Source organism: Burkholderia sp. S-53, assembly GCF_025560745.1.
Taxonomy (GTDB): domain Bacteria; phylum Pseudomonadota; class Gammaproteobacteria; order Burkholderiales; family Burkholderiaceae; genus Burkholderia; species Burkholderia pyrrocinia.
This window is the reverse complement of sequence record NZ_CP090484.1, coordinates 2,416,424-2,432,987: the sequence shown is the minus strand read 5'-3', so window position 1 is coordinate 2,432,987 and position 16,564 is coordinate 2,416,424. Positions and strand designations below refer to the sequence as shown.

Here is a 16,564-nt window from a genome sequence, read left to right as displayed (position 1 = left end):
TTCATGCCTCCTGCATCCGGCGGCGGCCGACCGCCATGTAGCCGATGGTGAACAGCACGATCGTCACGAACAGCAACATTGCCGACGCCGATCCGAACCCGACCTGCTGGAAATCGATCAGCTGTTCGCGCACATAGACCGACATGCTTTTCGTGATCCGGCTGTTCGACGTCATCACGTAGATCAGGTCGAACACGCGCAACGCGTCGAGCGAGCGGAAGATCATCGCGACCAGCACGCCGGGCAGGATCAGCGGCAGCGTCACCGAGCGGAACACGCGCCAGCGCGGCACGCCGTCGACACGCGCGGCCTCGTAGCAATCGCGCGGCACGGTCTGCAGCGCGGCGAGCATCAGCAGCGCCATGAACGGCGTGGTCTTCCACACGTCGACGAGCACGATGGTCGGGAATACGAGGTGCGCATCGGCGGTGAACGCGAGCGGCTCATGGATCGCGCCGATCGACATCAGCATCGCGTTGACGATCCCGAACTGGTCGTTGAGCATCCAGCTCCAGATCTTCGCCGACACGACGGTCGGGATCGCCCACGGCACGAGCACGGCCGCGCGCAGCAGCGTACGCAGCCGCGACGGCACGTCGAGCAGCAGCGCGACGCCGAGGCCCGCGGCCGTCTCGAGCACCACCGACACGACGGCGAACAGCACCGTATTGCCGACGGCCTGCCACCAGGCCGGGTCGCGCAGCACGCCCGCCGCGCCGAGATAGTTGTCGAGGCCGACGAAATGGCGCTGCGACAGGTCGGACAGTTGCGCGTCGGTCAGGCTGAACCACGCGGTGCGCAGCAGCGGCCAGCCGGCGATGGCTGCCAGCACGAGCATCGCGGGCGCCACCAGCAGCCATGCCTGGCGCCGGCGCGCGTGGGCAAGCCCCGCGCGGGCCCGGGTTGGCGCCTGCACGAATGCAGGAGTACTACTGATCTCGATGCTTCCGGTTCTCATTCGATGTCTCCTGTCAGGCCGCGCGATACGGCAGCCGGCCCGATCGATCAATCGCGCGCCGCGGCGCTCAGTGCCAGGTGCCGCCCGGCGCGAGCCGGTTGAGCGTGGCGGCGAGCCGTGCGAGCGCAGCCGCTGCGGTGTCGCTGCCGGCGAGCACGTCGTGTGCGGCGTTCCAGAACTGGTTGCTGACCTGGTTGTACTTCGCGCCGGTCACCGTCGACGGCCGCGCGACCGCCGTGCTGAAAGTCGGCAGCAGGTCGGCCATGAACGGGTTGGCCTGCAGGATGTCCTTGTCCCGGTAGAGCGCCGGCATCGTCGGGTTGAACGACGCCTGGATCGCGCGCGTCTTCTGCACTTCCGCGCTCGCCAGGTACATCACGAGATCGGCGGCCAGTTTCGGATTCGGCGAGTAGCGCGACACGGCGAGCTGCCAGCCACCCAGCGTGGCGGCCGGGCGGCCGTCGGCGCCGCCCTTCGGCATCGGCGCAATGCCCACCTTGCCCTTGATCGGGCTGCCCGCGCGATTCGCGATCGCCCATGCGTACGGCCAGTTGCGCATGAACACCGCGTTGCCGGCCTGGAACACGCCGCGTGCTTCCTCCTCGCCGTAGTTCAGCACGGCCTTCGGGCTGATCGTGCCGACCCATTTCGCCGACTGCTCGAGCGCCTTGATCGCGCCCGGGTTGTCGATCGTCACGCGGCCCTTGTCGTCGACCACCGTGCCGCCGTTGTAGCTGCTGACCCATTCGAGCGCATCGCAGGTCAGCCCTTCGTACGCGCGCCCCTGCCACACGTAGCCCCAGACCTTCTCGTTGCCGGCGGCGCGCTCGCCCGACTGGACCTTGCGCGCGGTGGCGTCGAGCTCCTCCCACGTCGCGGGCACTTTCACGCGGTACTTGTCGAGCAGGTCCTTGCGGTAGTAGAGCAGCCCCGTATCGATGAACCACGGCATCGCAACCAGCTTGCCGTTCACCGTATCGTTCGCGACGATGCTGGGGAACGACTGGCTTTCCAGTCCTTTGCTGTACGGCTTCAGGTCGATCAGGTGGTTCGCGAGGATGCCCGGCCAGACCGTGTCGATCTGCATCACGTCGATCTTGTCCGAGCCGCTGCCGAGCAGCTGCTGATAGAGCGCCAGCGTCTCGCTCGAGTTATTCGGCATGCTGATGAACTCGACCTCGTTGCCGGTCTTCTCGGCCCAGCGCTTCGCCGAGACCTGGCAAATGTCCTGGTCGACGCCGGCCGCGCCACATGCGATCCGCAGCGTCGCCGCGCCGGCCGTGGTGGCCATGGCGGCCGTCATCGCGAGCGCCATCGTCAGCAAACCTGCCTTGAGCTTCGTCATTCGGTGTCTCCGGTTTTGTTCGAATCGTTCGAATCGTGCGCCACGGTGTCGCGAGCGCGTCGCCGGGTGCCATGGGTCCATGAGACTCCAGTCCGGTTAATCGAAAATTTCGGAAACGCGCCGCGCCATTAACAATCGAAACAATCGCCGTCGCGCGTCAGCCCAGCAGCGCGGCGAGTGCCGCCAGATCGAACGGTTTCGGCACGAACGGCAGGTCTGCGCGCCAGTCGGGATGGGTCTGATGAATCTCGGGCGGCAGGCCCGACGTGAGCGCGACGCGCTGCGCCGGCCAGCGCTCGGCGAGCCGCGCCGCGAACGCGATGCCGCTGCCGCCCGCGCCGAGCGAGATGTCCGACAGCACGAGCGTGACGGGGCCGTGCTCGGCCAGCCAGCGCAATGCCGCGTCGCCGGTCGCCACCGCGTCGGCCCGCGCGCCGAGCGCCGCGAACTGGCTGAGCGCCGTGTCGCGCACCTCGGGATCGTCGTCGACCACGAGCACGCGGGCGCCGGCCGGTCCGGCAACGGGCGCGGCCGCCATGACGGCCGGCGCGCCGCGCCGTTCGGGCGGCGCGCTCTCGGGCAGCCACAGTTCGACGCGCGTCCCCTGGCCGACCTCGCTGTGGATGCGCAGATCGCCGCCGCTCTGGCGCACGAAGCCGTAGACGCTGCTGAGCCCGAGCCCGCTCCCCTCGCCGGCCGCCTTGGTCGTGAAGAACGGCTCGATCACCTTGTCGAGCAGCACCGGCGCGATCCCGCAGCCCGTGTCGGTCACGCTCAGCACGATCGCGTGCGGCGCGCCGGCACCGTCGGCCGCCGGTTCGCGGCGCGCGGCGAGCGCCAGCGTCCCGCCGCCCGGCATCGCGGCGGCGCTGTTGAGCGCCAGGTTGAGGACCGCGTTCTCGAGCTGGCCGCGGTCGACGTTCACCCACATCGGCTCCGCGGCCGGCTCCAGCACGACGGCCACCCGCTGGCCCGCCGAGTATTCGACGAGATCGAGCATCTCCGCGAGCATCGCCCCGACCGACACGCGTTCGGCCTGCAGCGGCTGGCGCCGCGCGAACGCGAGCAGCCGCCGCGTGAGCCGCGACGCGCGTTCGGCCGCGCGGCGCGCGCGCTCGGCCATCGTCTGCGCGTCCTGCTGCCCGTCGAGCCGCGGCAGCAGCAGCTCCAGGTTGCCGAGTATCGCGACCAGGAAGTTGTTGAAATCGTGCGCGACGCCGCCCGTCAACTGGCCGAGCACGTCCATCTTCTGCGCCTGGCGCAGCTCCGCCTCGACCGCGCGCCGGCTCGTCAGGTCGCGGCAGACTGCCACCCATCCGCCGTCCGGAAGCGGCTGGCAGTGGAATTCGAGGGTCCGCTGGTCGCGCAGGTGCAGTTCGGCCGACGCGGCGATGCGCGCGCCGTCCGACGTGCGGGTCGCGGTCTCGCGCGACACCTGGCGCCAGCGCGCGGGCTGATGCATGGCCTGCCGCAGCGTCGCGAGCGACAGGCCCGCATGCAGCGCGCCCGGATCGATCCCGAGCAGCGTCGCGAAGGTCGGATTCCACGCGATCAGGCTGCCGTGCGTGTCGTGGACGGACACCCCGTCGTTCATCGAGTTGAGCACCGACTCCTGCAGGCGCCGCTGCGACTCGAGCCCCTGGGTCAGTTGCTCCTTCTCGATCAGGTTGGTGCGGAACACCTCGAACGCGCGCGCCAGCTCGCCGATTTCGTCCGGCCGGTGCGTCGACGGCATCCGGTCGGACGTGATCCCTTTCGCGAGTCGCGCCATCACGCGCGTCATCGCCTGCAGCTTGTGCAGGATGCGGCTCGCATACGCGACGCCGAGCAGCGCCACCGCGACGCCCGCGACGGCCAGCAGCAGCAGGCCCGACTGGCTGGAGACCGCGACCTTGCGCACCTTGTCGCTGCGCTCGCTGGCGATCAGCCGCAGCCGCTCGACGTAGCGCGCCGACTTGCCGCTCAGGTGATCCGCGTGGCCGCGCAGGAGCGTGACGAGATAGCCCGTCTGCGCTTCGCTCGACAGAAACTCGCGGCGCACCGCGAACACGCTGCGCGCGCCGCCGTCGAGGTGCTGCAGCGCGTCGGCGAGCGCCGGCTGGCGGCGGTCTTCGCCGCGTTCGCGCGCGCGCAGCCACAGCGCCTCGTTGTCGCTTTCCGCGCTGCCGAGCTCCGCTGCGTTCGCCGCCTGCAGCGCACCGGCCGTGCGGGCCCAGATCTCGAGCAGCGTCGGCGCGCGCTGCGCGATCACGCTCTTGTCGCGCGCGATGCTGTCGCCGATGCGGTCGTTCGCGACGCGCAAATCGCTCAGTTCCTCCTTGAGCTGCCGCTGCCGGCCCGACACGATCAGCAGCCGGGCGAGATCCTGGTCGATCGCGTCGAGATCGTCGATCACCGCGAGCTGTTCGCCCGCCTTCGCGACGGGGCCAGGCTGTTTGCCGAAGCCCGGCGACAGCCGCCGGATGTCGCCGAGCAGCCCGCGCAGCAGCTCGGTGTCGTTGTGCAGCAGGTCCGGCGAATCGGTCAGCATCATGCTCGGCGCGACCGCGGCGAGCTGCGCGACCTTGTCCGACAATTCGAGCGCGCGGGCAATCTCCGGCACCACGTTCGCCTCGTATTCGTCGAGCGCGTTCTGGTTCGCGCGCATCCCGAGCACGCCGACCACCACGACCGCGAGCGTGATGCCGAACAGCAGCAGGAACGTCGCGATCAGCTTGGCCCGGACACTCCAGGGCGGCAACAGCCTGAACGTCGTGCGCATCGCGTCACACGCGCACGACGGGCACCGCGAACACATAGCCGATGCCGCGCTGCGTGCGGATATAGGTCGGCTGCTCGGGGTTCGGCTCGATCTTGCGGCGCAGGCGCAGGATCAGCACGTCGATCGTCCGGTCGTATACGTCGATGCCGAAGCCGCGCGTATGTTCGAGCAACTGGTCGCGCGACCAGACGCGCGACGGCTGCTGCACCATCGCGGCGAGCAGCTCGAATTCGCCCTGCGTCAGCGCGCACGGGCCGCCGTTGTGCGTCAGCGTGCGCGCGGCCAGGTCCATCGTCCAGCCGTCGAAGCAGTAGCGCGGGCCGCCGCCGTTCGACGCGGGGCGCGGCATCGACAGCTCGGTCGTGCGCCGCAGCTGGGCGCGCACCCGCGCGATCAGTTCACGCCCGGAGAACGGTTTCGTGACGAAATCGTCGGCCGCGGTCTCGAGGCCGAGTACGCGGTCCGTCTCGTCGCCGAGGCCGCTGATCATGATGATCGACACGTCGGAGCGCCGCCGCAGCTCGCGCGCGACCGTCAGGCCGTCCTCGCCGCGCAGCTTCAGGTCGAGAATCACGAGCGCGTGCGGCGCGGCCGCGAGCTGCTGCTGCATCCGGGCGGCGCTATCGACCGCCGAGACCTCGAACCCGGCCTCTTCCAGCACGCCCTTCAACCAGGCGCGCACGTCCGGATCGTCGTCCACCACCAGGATCCGATGTTTTTCTGACATGGGTGTTCTCCTCCAAGCCGGTCGCGCACGCCGATTCGATCGGCCGCGCAGTGCAGGCTGGCATTTCTGTCGGTATGAGGCCGGACTGCGGTGGTAAGACGCAGTCGGGCCGGAAGCGAATGGTGGCCGATCCGGGCCGATCCTGGCAAGTTCCCGCGAACGCGAATCGGCATGAGGATGGGCGGGGCACAGCTTTCGCGTGGCGCAACAGCACGCGCGCGGGATTCTAACGTCGCAAAATCCCGGCGGGACCGTGCCGCGATCGGTGAATACCCTGCCCGGACCGCCATCCGAATGTGTGAGCTGGCGTACATACGGCATGCCGCACGATTGCACCGGGCGCACGGGCCATGCAGGGGCGCCGACCGGACATGCGACCCGATGCCCGAACACCGTCGGGCCGCCGACACGTCACGCGCGCCTCACGAGCACATCGATTCGCTGAGATTTCGTCGATCGATCTGCATGACGAACTAAATAGACGTTGCACTGCTTCTTTCCGATCGCGATCGCCCGTGCCGTGTTCGGAATCACGGTTCCGCCCACCGTGTTCACCGTGTTCACCGTGTTCACCGTGTTCACCGTGTTCACCGTGTTCACCGTGTTCACCGTAGTCACGCGATCGCGGCCCATCCGGTTTCCGTTGTAGCGGCGATCGCTCCGCATCGCCATCGCCATCGTTACCGCTACCCGATAAAAAATCACACGCGACATACCTGCGTGTCCTGCCGGCTTCGCGGCTCCGGCACTCACCGGGAAAGACCTCCGCGCCACATCGCACTTTCCATCGCCGCAACGTCGGCGGCCTGCCGAGTCGCGCATGCCCTGCGCGCCCCCCGCGAGAAACCGGCTTCCTGCATCGCACGGATGTCACGCATCGCTTCGATCGCGTGTAACCGATTTTCCTGCTGCGTCGCGATCGCCAACCGCGCGATCGGGTGACCCATTCAACACAGCGGCCGAGTTTGTGCGCGCAACAATGGCGATGCCGCGCGATCGGGGCCATGCGGCCGTCTTGCAATTGCATGGAACTGGCACGCGACGGTTTTTCAAGCGCAAACCACAACTCACGAGGACATACCATGCAACTCCAATCCCATCCTGCGTGCCGCCCGTTTTACGAAGCCGGAGAACTCACGCAACTGACTGCCTTTTACGAAGAAGGCCGCAACGTCATGTGGATGATGCTGCGATCGGAGCCGCGGCCGTGCTTCAACCAGCAACTCGTTACCGACATCATCCATCTCGCGCGCGTCGCACGCGACTCGGGCCTGCCATTCGACTTCTGGGTGACGGGCTCGCTCGTCCCCGAGCTGTTCAACGTCGGCGGCGACCTGAGCTTCTTCGTCGACGCGATCCGCAGCGGCCGGCGCGACCAGCTGATGGCCTATGCGCGCTCGTGCATCGACGGCGTGTACGAGATCTACACGGGCTTCGGCACCGGGTCGATCTCGATCGCGATGGTCGAGGGCAGCGCGCTCGGCGGCGGCTTCGAGGCCGCGCTCGCGCATCACTACATGCTCGCGCAGAAGGGCGTGAAGCTCGGGTTCCCCGAAATCGCGTTCAACCTGTTCCCGGGCATGGGCGGCTATTCGCTCGTCGCACGCAAGGCGGACCGCGGCCTCGCGGAATCGCTGATCTCGACCGGCGAAGCGCATGCGGCCGAGTGGTACGAGGATCGCGGGCTGGTCGACGAGACGTTCGAGGCCGGTGACGCGTATCTCGCGACGCGCACCTTCATCGACGTGATGAAGCCGAAGCTGAACGGCGTGCGCGCGATGCTGCGCGCACGCGAACGCGTGTTCCAGTTGTCGCGCTCGGAGCTGATGGACATCACGGAAGCGTGGGTGCATGCGGCGTTCGCGATCGAGCCGAAGGACCTCGCGTACATGGAACGCCTGGTGATGCTGCAGAACCGGCGCGTGTCGAAGCTGCGCCCGGTGTAATGTAGCGGGGCGCCGCCGGTTGCCGGCGGCGCCCCGCTCTCCGGAACGAAGCTCAGGCGATCAGCCTGAGCTTTCTCGTCTCGGCGAGCCACGCCTCGAATGCCTGCGCCGGCATCGGGCGCGCGTAGTAGTAGCCCTGCGCGTGATCGACGTCGAGCTGCTTGAGGAAGTCGGCTTCCGCGTACGTCTCGACGCCTTCGGCGATCACCGCGAAATTCATCGCCTTCGCGAGCGACACGACCGAGCGCACCAGCGCCTGCGAGCGCGGATTGCGGTCGATACCGGTGATGAAGGAACGGTCGAGCTTGATCGCGTCGAGCGGCAGGCGCGACAACTGCGACAGCGACGAATAGCCGGTGCCGAAATCGTCGAGATGGATCTCCGCGCCGAGCTGGCGGAACTGCCGCATCAGCCCGTTGGCGGAATCCTCGTCCTCGATGAAGCAGCTCTCGGTCAGCTCGATGTCGAGCAGGCCGGGCTTGAGCCCCGCGCTGTCGAGAATCGACGCGAACTGGTGCACGATGTTCATGTCCTGCAACTGCCGCGCGGACACGTTCACCGCGATCCGGATGCCGAGCCCCTTCGCCTTCCACGCGGCGGCCTGCGCGGCCGCGGTGCGCATCACCCAGCGCCCGAGCGGCGCAATCAGCCCCGACTCCTCCGCGAAGCGGATGAACTCGATCGGCGCGACGAGCCCGCGATCGGGCGACTGCCAGCGGATCAGCGCCTCGACGCCGCGCACGTCGCCGGTCGCGATATCGACGACCGGCTGGTAGTGCAGCACGAACTGCTCTTCATCGAGCGCCTTGCGCAGGTTCGTGTCGAGCCACATGTACTTCGCGACTTTCTGGTTCATCTCCAGCGAGAACACGCGGTATGTATGCTTGCCCTCTTCCTTCGCGACGTACATCGCGGTGTCCGCGCTGCGGATCAGCGTCTCGAGCGAATCGCCGTGCTGCGGATGCATCGCGATGCCGATCGAGCAGCTCGTGTAGACCTCCATCAGCCCGAGGTGGATCGGCGTGCGCATCCGCTCGAGGATGATCTGCGCGGTCGCTTCGAGCAGCGGCCGCGTGCCTTGCTCGAACAGCACGAGGAATTCGTCGCCGCCGAGCCGCGCGAGCGTCGCGCCGGACGGCAGGCAGCCGCTGATGATCGTCGACACGTCCTGCAGCAGGCGGTCGCCGGTGATGTGCCCGTAGTGATCGTTGACGCGCTTGAAGTTGTCGAGATCGAGGAACAGGATGCCGACGTGGCCGCGCGACGCGGCGTTCTCGTCGGCGATCGCCACATGGATGCGCTCGCTGATCGCATGACGGTTCGGCAGCCCGGTGAGCACGTCGGTGTTCGCGAGTTCGATGAGCCGATGCTGCGCGTTGCGCTCCTCGGTGATGTCGATGCCCGAGCAGATCAGGAACTGCTCCTCGACGCCGCTGCCGCTCTGCACGAACTTGTTGCGGAACTGGAACAGGCGCGGCCCGTTGACCGTATTGATGTAGCGCTCGACCGCGTACGAGTGGTTGCTCGCGAAAAAGCCCGTGATGTTGGTGCGCGACTGCGCGCCCTGCTCGGGGCTCATGAACAGCTCGAACGCGCTGCGGCCGATCACGTCGACCTCGCGCTTGCCCGTCACTTCCTCGCACAGACGGTTGAAGCGCTGCACCATCCCGTTGCGGTCGAGGATCACGACGAGCGAATTCACTTCGGACACGACCTGCTCGGCGAACGCGAGCCCGTGCGCGAGATCGCCCGCGACGGACACGGCATCGGAATAGGCGGAGGCCGTGCCGGCCCAGTCGGTCGTGTTGACCTTCCGGCCGACGAAATGGAGGCTGACCGGCTCGCCGAACAGCGTGATGTCGAGCACGAGGTGCGACGTGACGCCCGTCAGTGCACGGATGCGCGCGGCCTGCTCGACCGTCAGCGCGACTGCGACGTTCGTCAGGCCGCGGACGGCGGCCAGTTCGAGCGCATTGCTGTCGCTGCCGAGACGCCAGCAGGGGCTGCGCGTACCGACATGCGCCTCGAGCACCGCGCTATCGTTTTCGTCATCCATGGACACGCCCCGACCCAGAAAAAACGCACAGTGTAGACGGAGGCGAGCTGGCCAACCGCCTTCCCGGGCGGCGCACGCGCGTGCCCGGCAAGGCAGCCTTGACTACCGTGACAACGGCCCTCGTTCCGCACTTGTTTCCAACCAATGCGACCGGCGTTCGCGCGTGAAGCGCGCAGGTTTTGCCTAACGAATGATGAGAGCCATCTTATCAAATGACGATGAGGATTGGCACTCACATTTAGAGCAGAGTGTCAAGGAATCGGGACTCGATTGGCAAGCCGGATTTTTCATGATTGGCGGCATGCTCAAGAGCGGGTGACGCAGTGCGCAACGGGGCCGGCAAGATGGGCGGAGCGCCTTGCTCCGCAAGGCGTTCCGGGAAATCGCAAAATATGGGGGACCGATTCATTTCAGGACCACGGCAACAGGGTCGGATCGTGTTCCGGCGACGAGAAATCCGGCCAATTTGTTGCTGTTCTTGCGTGAATGCACCGCTTTATTCCACAGTCGGTTGCAATATCGCGCCGACTGCCGAGGCGGCGTGTTTTATCGGATTCCGCAGCGTTGTCGAATCCCGCAGCCGGCCGGCAGCGCGGGTGGAACCGGTACGGCCGCGGTTGCCGCGGTTGCCGCGGTTGTCGCCGGTGCCGCCGGTGCCGCCGGCGCGCGGCGCTCGGCGCTCGGCGCTCGGCGCTCGGCGCTCGGCGCTCGGCGGGCGTTCGCCGCCCCGCGCGAACGCCCGCCGTCACCGCTGCCGCGCGCGTGCCGCGGCTCAGCCCGCCGCGCCGTATCCGCCGCCGCCCGGCGTTTCGACGACGAACACGTCGCCCGGCGCCATCTGCGCGCGGCCGATATGCTCGAGCGCCTCGACCGTGCCGTCCGCGCGCTCGATCGTGTTGCGGCCGAGCGCGCCGGCTGCGCCGCCCGCCGCGCCGAACGGCGCATGGATCCGGTTGTTCGACAGGATCGACGCGGTCATCGGCTCGAGGAAGCGGATCCGCCGCACCGCGCCGTCGCCGCCGCGCCAGCGCCCGCCGCCGCCCGAGCCGGCGCGGATCCGGTGCGAGTCGAGCCGCACCGGGTAGCGCCATTCGAGCACTTCCGGATCGGTGAGCCGCGAGTTCGTCATGTGCGTCTGCACCGCGCCGACGCCCGCGAAACCGTCGCCCGCGCCGCTGCCGCCCGCGATCGTCTCGTAGTACTGGTAGCGATCGTTGCCGAATGTGAAGTTATTCATCGTCCCCTGGCTCGACGCGACGCAGCCGAGCGCGCCGTACAGCGCGTTGGTGATCGCCGACGACGTCTCGACGTTGCCCGACACGACCGCCGCCGGATATTCGGGATTCAGCATCGAGCGCGCGGGCACGATCACCGTGAGCGGCTTCAGGCAGCCGGCGTTCAGCGGGATGTCGTCGCCGACCAGCGTGCGGAACACGTACAGCACGGCGGCCATGCACACGGCCTTCGGCGCGTTGAAGTTGTTGTCGAGCTGCGCGGACGTGCCGGTGAAATCGATCTCCGCACGCCGCGCCGCGCGGTCGACACGGATCGCGACGCGAATCTCCGCGCCGTTGTCGAGCGGGTAGCGGTACGCGCCGTCCTGCAGCGCGCCGATCACGCGCCGCACCGCTTCTTCCGCGTTGTCCTGCACGTGACCCATGAACGCGAGCACGACGTCGCGGCCGAACTGCGCGACCATCCGGCGCAACTCGTCGACGCCCTTCTGGTTCGCGGCGACCTGCGCGCGCAAGTCGGCCATGTTCTGCTCGACGTTGCGCGCCGGGTAGCGGCCCGATGCGAGCAGCGCGCGCGTGTCGGCATCGCGCAGCACGCCGGCCGACACGAGTTGCCAGTTGTCGATCAGCACGCCCTCCTCGTCGATATGCGTCGAATCGGGCGGCATCGAGCCCGGCGTCGTGCCGCCGATGTCCGCGTGGTGGCCGCGCGAGCCGACGTAGAACAGCGGCGCGTCCGACCCGTCCGCGAACACCGGCGTGATGACGGTCACGTCCGGCAGGTGCGTGCCGCCGTGATACGGGTCGTTCAGCATGAACACGTCGCCGTCGCGCATGCGGCCGCGGTTGCGCTCGATCACCGTGCGGATGCTCTCGCCCATCGAGCCGAGGTGCACAGGCATGTGCGGCGCGTTCGCGATCAGGTTGCCGTCGCCGTCGAAGATCGCGCACGAGAAGTCGAGGCGCTCCTTGATGTTCACCGAGTACGCGGTGTTCTGCAGCCGCAGCCCCATCTGCTCGGCGATCGACATGAACAGGTTGTTGAAGATCTCGAGCCGCACGGGGTCGGCATCGGTGCCGAGCGAGCGGCGCGTCGGCAGCGGCGTCGTGCGCGTCAGCACGAGGTTGCCCTGCGCGGTCATCTGCGCGCGCCAGCCGGGCTCGACGACGGTCGTGCCGTTCTTTTCCGCGACGATCGCCGGGCCGTCGATCGCGTCGCCGGCGAGCAGCGTGTCGCGCACGTAAAGCGCCGCGTCGCGCCACTTGCCGCCGGAATAAAAGCGCACGGCGGAATCGGCTTGCGGTGCGGCGCCGTCCCCGCGCGAGGCCAGCGGCGCGATGTCCACCGGTGCGTCGGAGCGGCCGATCGCCTCGACCGACGCCAGCTCCGCGACGAGCGGCGTGCCGGGCATCAGGAACGCGTAGCGCTGCCGGTACGCGGCCTCGAACGCCTGCTGCATCGCGTCGACGCTGCCGGCCGGCACGTCGAGCGCCGAATCGGTGCCCTGGTAGCGCAGGTGCACGCGCCGCTCGGTCGCGATCCGCTCCGGCGGCACGCCCTGTTCGAGCAGCGCGCCGACGGCCTCGTCGGCCAGCCGGTCGAGCGCCGCGTTCAGCGCCGGCATCGACGCGTCGGTCAGCACGGCCTCGACCGCGCGCTCGCGCATCGCGGTCTGGTCGGCCAGGCCCATCCCGTATGCAGACAGCACGCCCGCGAGCGGATGCGCGAACACCTGCGTCATCCCGAGCGCGTCGGCCACGCCGCACGCGTGCTGGCCGCCCGCGCCGCCGAACGTCGTCAGCACGTAGCGCGACACGTCGTGGCCGCGCTGCACGGAGATCTTCTTGATCGCGTTCGCCATGCTGCCGATCGCGATCTCCAGGAAACCTTCGGCGAGCGCTTCCGGCGTCTCGCGCCGCCCCGTCGCCGCGTGGATTTCATCGGCGAGCGCCGCGAACTTCGCGACCACGCCATCGCGATCGAGCGGCTCGTCCGCATGCGGGCCGAACACGCGCGGGAAATGATCGGGCTGGATCTTGCCGAGCATCACGTTGCAGTCGGTCACCGTCAGCGGGCCGCCGCGCCGGTACGCGGCCGGCCCCGGGTTCGCGCCGGCCGACTCGGGCCCGACGCGCAGCCGCGCGCCGTCGAAGCCGAGCACCGAGCCGCCGCCCGCGGCAACCGTATGGATGCTCATCATCGGCGCACGCATCCGCACGCCGGCCACCTGCGTCTCGAACACGCGCTCGAACTCGCCGTTGTAATGCGACACGTCGGTCGACGTGCCGCCCATGTCGAAGCCGATCACCTGGCCGAAGCCGGCCGCGCGCGCGGCGCGCACCATCCCGACGATGCCGCCTGCCGGGCCCGACAGGATCGCGTCCTTGCCCTGGAACGCATCGGCGCGCGTCAGCCCGCCGCTGCTCTGCATGAACTGCAGGTTCACGCCCGGCATCTCGTGCGCAACCTGCTCGACATAACGACGCAGGATCGGCGACAGGTACGCGTCGACGACGGTCGTATCGCCGCGCGACACCATCTTCATCAGCGGCGACACCTCGTGCGACACCGATACCTGCGTGAAGCCGATGCGGCGTGCGAGCTCCGCGAGTGTGCGTTCGTGCGCGGTGTAGCGATAACCGTGGATCAGCACGATCGCGAGCGCGCGCACGCCGGTGTCGAACACGCGGCGCAGCGACGCTTCGGCATCCTGGACATCGAGCGGCACGACGACGTCGCCATGCGCGCCGATGCGCTCGTCGATCTCGACGACGGTCTCGTACAACGCATCGGGCAGCACGATGTCGAGATCGAACAGTCGCGGCCGGTTCTGGTAAGCGATGCGCAGCACGTCGCGAAAGCCGCGCGTCGTCGCGAGCGCGGTGCGTTCGCCCTTGCGTTCGAGCAGCGCGTTGGTCGCGACCGTCGTCCCCATCTTCACCATGTCGACGCGCTCGGGCGTGATCGGCTCGCCGTCGGCAAGGCCGAGCAGGTGGCGGATGCCGGCCACCGCCGCATCGCGGTATTGCTCGGGGTTCTCCGACAGCAGCTTGTGCGTGACGAGCGTGCCGTCGGGCCGGCGCGCGACGATGTCGGTGAACGTGCCGCCGCGGTCGATCCAGAATTGCCAGCGCGCGGCGTCGGAGGGAACGGGAGAAAGGTGTCGGTCGGTCATGATGGTCGATGCGTCGTGAAATCTCTGAACGAGCGCCGCCGCACGGCGCGCGTCGCGCGCCGTGTCACGGTGTCGATGAAAGGGGAAGAAAACGAAGGGCGGACCGCCCCGCCGCTTACGCGGCGTCGAGTTCGCGGCCGCGCGTCTCGGGCAGCGTCAGCGCGGCGACGATCACCACGCCGTATGCGGCGACCGCGAAGATCCCGATGCTCGTGCCGAGCCCGTACTGCTTCGACAGCGCGCCGATCAGGAACGGGAACAGTGCGCCGATCGCGCGGCCCACGTTGTAGCAGAAGCCTTGGCCCGAGCCGCGCACGCGGGTCGGGAACAGCTCGGTGAGGAACGCGCCCATCCCCGAGAAGATGCCCGATGCGAAGAAGCCGAGCGGGAAGCCGAGCCACAGCATCGACGCGTTGGTCAGGTTCAGCGACGTGTACGCGAACGCGATCACCATCGAGCCGACCGCGAACAGGATGAAGTTCGGCTTGCGGCCGAGGCGGTCGGTCAGGTAGGCGCTCGTCAGGTAGCCGACCCACGAGCCGAAGATGATCATCGCGAGATAGCCGCCGGTGCCCATCACGGTCAGGTGCCGCTCGGTCTTCAGGAAGGTCGGCAGCCACGTCGTGATCGCGTAGTAGCCGCCCTGCGCGCCGGTCGTCAGCAGCGCCGCGCGCAGCGTCGTCGTGATCAGCTTCGGCGCGAAGATCTCGGTGAGACGCGGCGCATCGGCCACCTTTGCCTGCGCGGCCTTCTCCTTCTCGTAGACGTCCGGCTCCTTCACGTAACGGCGGATCGCGACGACCAGCAGCGCGGGCGCTAGCCCGACGAGGAACAGTGCGCGCCACGCCTGCTCGGCCGGCAGCACCGAGAACAGCAGCGCATACAGCAGTGCGCACAGCCCCCAGCCGATCGCCCAGCCCGACTGCACGAGGCCGACCGCCTTGCCACGATCGCGCGCACGGATCACTTCGCCGATCAGCACCGCGCCGGCCGTCCATTCGCCGCCGAAGCCGAAGCCCATCAGCGCGCGCGCCGCGAGCAACTGGTGATAGCTCTGCGCGAGCCCGCACAGCGCGGTGAACACCGCGAACCACAGCACTGTGAGCTGCAGCGTGCGCACCCGGCCGATCCGGTCGGACAGGATGCCCGCGATCCAGCCGCCGAGCGCCGACGCGAGCAGCGTGATCGTGCCGATGAAGCCGGCGTCCGCGAGCGAGATGCCCCAGGTCGCGACGAGCGTCGGGATCACGAACGACAGCATCTGCGTGTCCATCCCGTCGAGCATGTAGCCGACCTTGCAGCTCCAGAACGCGCGGCGCTCGCGCGGCTGCGCGTCGGCGTACCACGAGAACAGGCCGCTGCGCTCGGGGCTCGCGGGCTCGGCGGCGGGTGCCGCGAGGGTCTTGCTTTCCATGGTGGTGCTCCTGTCGTTATGCGCCGTCAAAGCGGTGTGGTGTGTCGTGCGGGCGTGTGTCGTGCTGGTGTGGTGCGGGTGGCCGCCATCCCGGATCAGAACACGGCCAGCGACGCGTTCGTGATGTCGGTCATCAACATGTGGCCGGGCGTATGCGCGATCGCGATCGGCAGCTTCGCGTCCATCAGCGCGGTTTGCGGCGTCACGCCGCACGCCCAGAACACCGGCAGCTCGCCGTCGCGGATCGTCACCGCATCGCCGAATTCGGGTGCGTTCAGATCCGCGATGCCCAGTTCCTGCGGGTGACCGATATGGATCGGCGCGCCGTGCACGCCCGGAAACCGGCTCGTGATCTGCACCGCGCGGATCGCGTCGGCGCCGCGCATCGGCCGCATCGACACGACGAGCTGGCCGCCGAAGATCCCCGCGCGCCGGTTCGGAATCGACGTGCGGTACATCGGCACGTTGCGGCCCTCCTCGACGTGGCGCAGCCCGATCCCTTCGCGGGCGAGCATGTCCTCGAACGAGAACGAGCAGCCGATCGCGAACACGACGAAATCGTCGCGCCACAGCGCTTCCAGCGACTCGACGCGCTCGGTCAGGCGGCCGTCGCGGTACACGTTGTAGCTCGGCACGTCGGTGCGGATGTCGAGATCCTCGCCGAGTGCGTCGATCCGGAACGCGCCCGGTTCGCCGACGCCGAGCAGCGGGCACGCTTTCGGGTTTGCCTGACAAAAGCGCAGGAAATCGTGCGCGTACGCATCGGGCAGGATCGCGAGATTCGCTTGCGCGAACGGACCGCAGTGGCCTGCGGTCGGGCCGCGGAACGCGCCGTGGCGCACGGACTGGCGGAATTCGGAAGGCGTCATGAGATTCTGTCGCAGATCGGAATGTGGTCGGGATGACGATGTCGCGTCATCGGATACGGCGAAGAATAGAAAAGAAA

General features: G+C 68.5%; 11 protein-coding genes. 1 reads left to right on the top strand and 10 read right to left on the bottom strand.

All coding sequences use genetic code 11. From position 1 onward, the window contains the following. Nucleotide 1: 1 nt before the first annotated feature. The 6 genes from LXM88_RS33045 to LXM88_RS33020 form a co-directional block, all read right to left on the bottom strand. On the bottom strand, nucleotides 2-958 hold the full coding sequence (locus LXM88_RS33045; RefSeq protein ID WP_262543655.1) for a carbohydrate ABC transporter permease: 957 nt from the start codon (nucleotides 956-958) through the stop codon (nucleotides 2-4). 67 nt (nucleotides 959-1,025) lie between these two features. Beyond that, nucleotides 1,026-2,303, bottom strand: a complete 1,278-nt coding sequence (locus tag LXM88_RS33040; protein WP_262543654.1) for an ABC transporter substrate-binding protein — start codon at nucleotides 2,301-2,303, stop codon at nucleotides 1,026-1,028. A 157-nt stretch (nucleotides 2,304-2,460) separates the two neighbouring features. Next, nucleotides 2,461-5,064, bottom strand: coding sequence for an ATP-binding protein (locus tag LXM88_RS33035; protein ID WP_262543653.1), 2,604 nt, complete (start codon nucleotides 5,062-5,064; stop codon nucleotides 2,461-2,463). A gap of 4 nt (nucleotides 5,065-5,068) precedes the next feature. Further along, a complete protein-coding gene (locus tag LXM88_RS33030) occupies nucleotides 5,069-5,791 on the bottom strand; it encodes a response regulator (protein ID WP_262543651.1) in 723 nt (240 codons plus the stop codon). Between the two features lie 411 nt (nucleotides 5,792-6,202). Next, entirely contained in the window at nucleotides 6,203-6,544 is a 342-nt protein-coding gene (locus tag LXM88_RS33025) for a hypothetical protein (protein WP_262543650.1), read from the bottom strand. Next, nucleotides 6,541-6,738, bottom strand: coding sequence for a hypothetical protein (locus tag LXM88_RS33020; RefSeq protein ID WP_262543649.1), 198 nt, complete (start codon nucleotides 6,736-6,738; stop codon nucleotides 6,541-6,543). The genes LXM88_RS33025 and LXM88_RS33020 overlap by 4 nt, the downstream gene beginning before the upstream one ends. Nucleotides 6,739-6,873: 135 nt before the next feature. Between LXM88_RS33020 and LXM88_RS33015 the strand changes: the two genes are divergently transcribed. Further along, complete coding sequence (locus LXM88_RS33015) at nucleotides 6,874-7,737, top strand: crotonase/enoyl-CoA hydratase family protein (protein ID WP_262543648.1); 864 nt, start codon at nucleotides 6,874-6,876, stop codon at nucleotides 7,735-7,737. Between the two features lie 52 nt (nucleotides 7,738-7,789). Here LXM88_RS33015 and pdeR read toward each other — a convergent pair whose 3' ends face one another. From pdeR to LXM88_RS32995, 4 genes are all read right to left on the bottom strand, one after another. Then, the gene (pdeR, locus tag LXM88_RS33010; RefSeq protein WP_262543647.1) at nucleotides 7,790-9,793 is read right to left on the bottom strand and encodes a cyclic di-GMP phosphodiesterase; all 2,004 of its coding nucleotides are present in this window, start codon (nucleotides 9,791-9,793) and stop codon (nucleotides 7,790-7,792) included. Nucleotides 9,794-10,565: 772 nt separating this feature from the next. After that, on the bottom strand, nucleotides 10,566-14,204 hold the full coding sequence (locus LXM88_RS33005; RefSeq protein ID WP_262543646.1) for a hydantoinase B/oxoprolinase family protein: 3,639 nt from the start codon (nucleotides 14,202-14,204) through the stop codon (nucleotides 10,566-10,568). 115 nt (nucleotides 14,205-14,319) lie between these two features. Beyond that, nucleotides 14,320-15,618, bottom strand: coding sequence for an MFS transporter (locus tag LXM88_RS33000; RefSeq protein WP_176051279.1), 1,299 nt, complete (start codon nucleotides 15,616-15,618; stop codon nucleotides 14,320-14,322). A gap of 95 nt (nucleotides 15,619-15,713) precedes the next feature. Next, on the bottom strand, nucleotides 15,714-16,487 hold the full coding sequence (locus LXM88_RS32995) for a putative hydro-lyase (RefSeq protein ID WP_262543645.1): 774 nt from the start codon (nucleotides 16,485-16,487) through the stop codon (nucleotides 15,714-15,716). Nucleotides 16,488-16,564 lie beyond the last annotated feature (77 nt).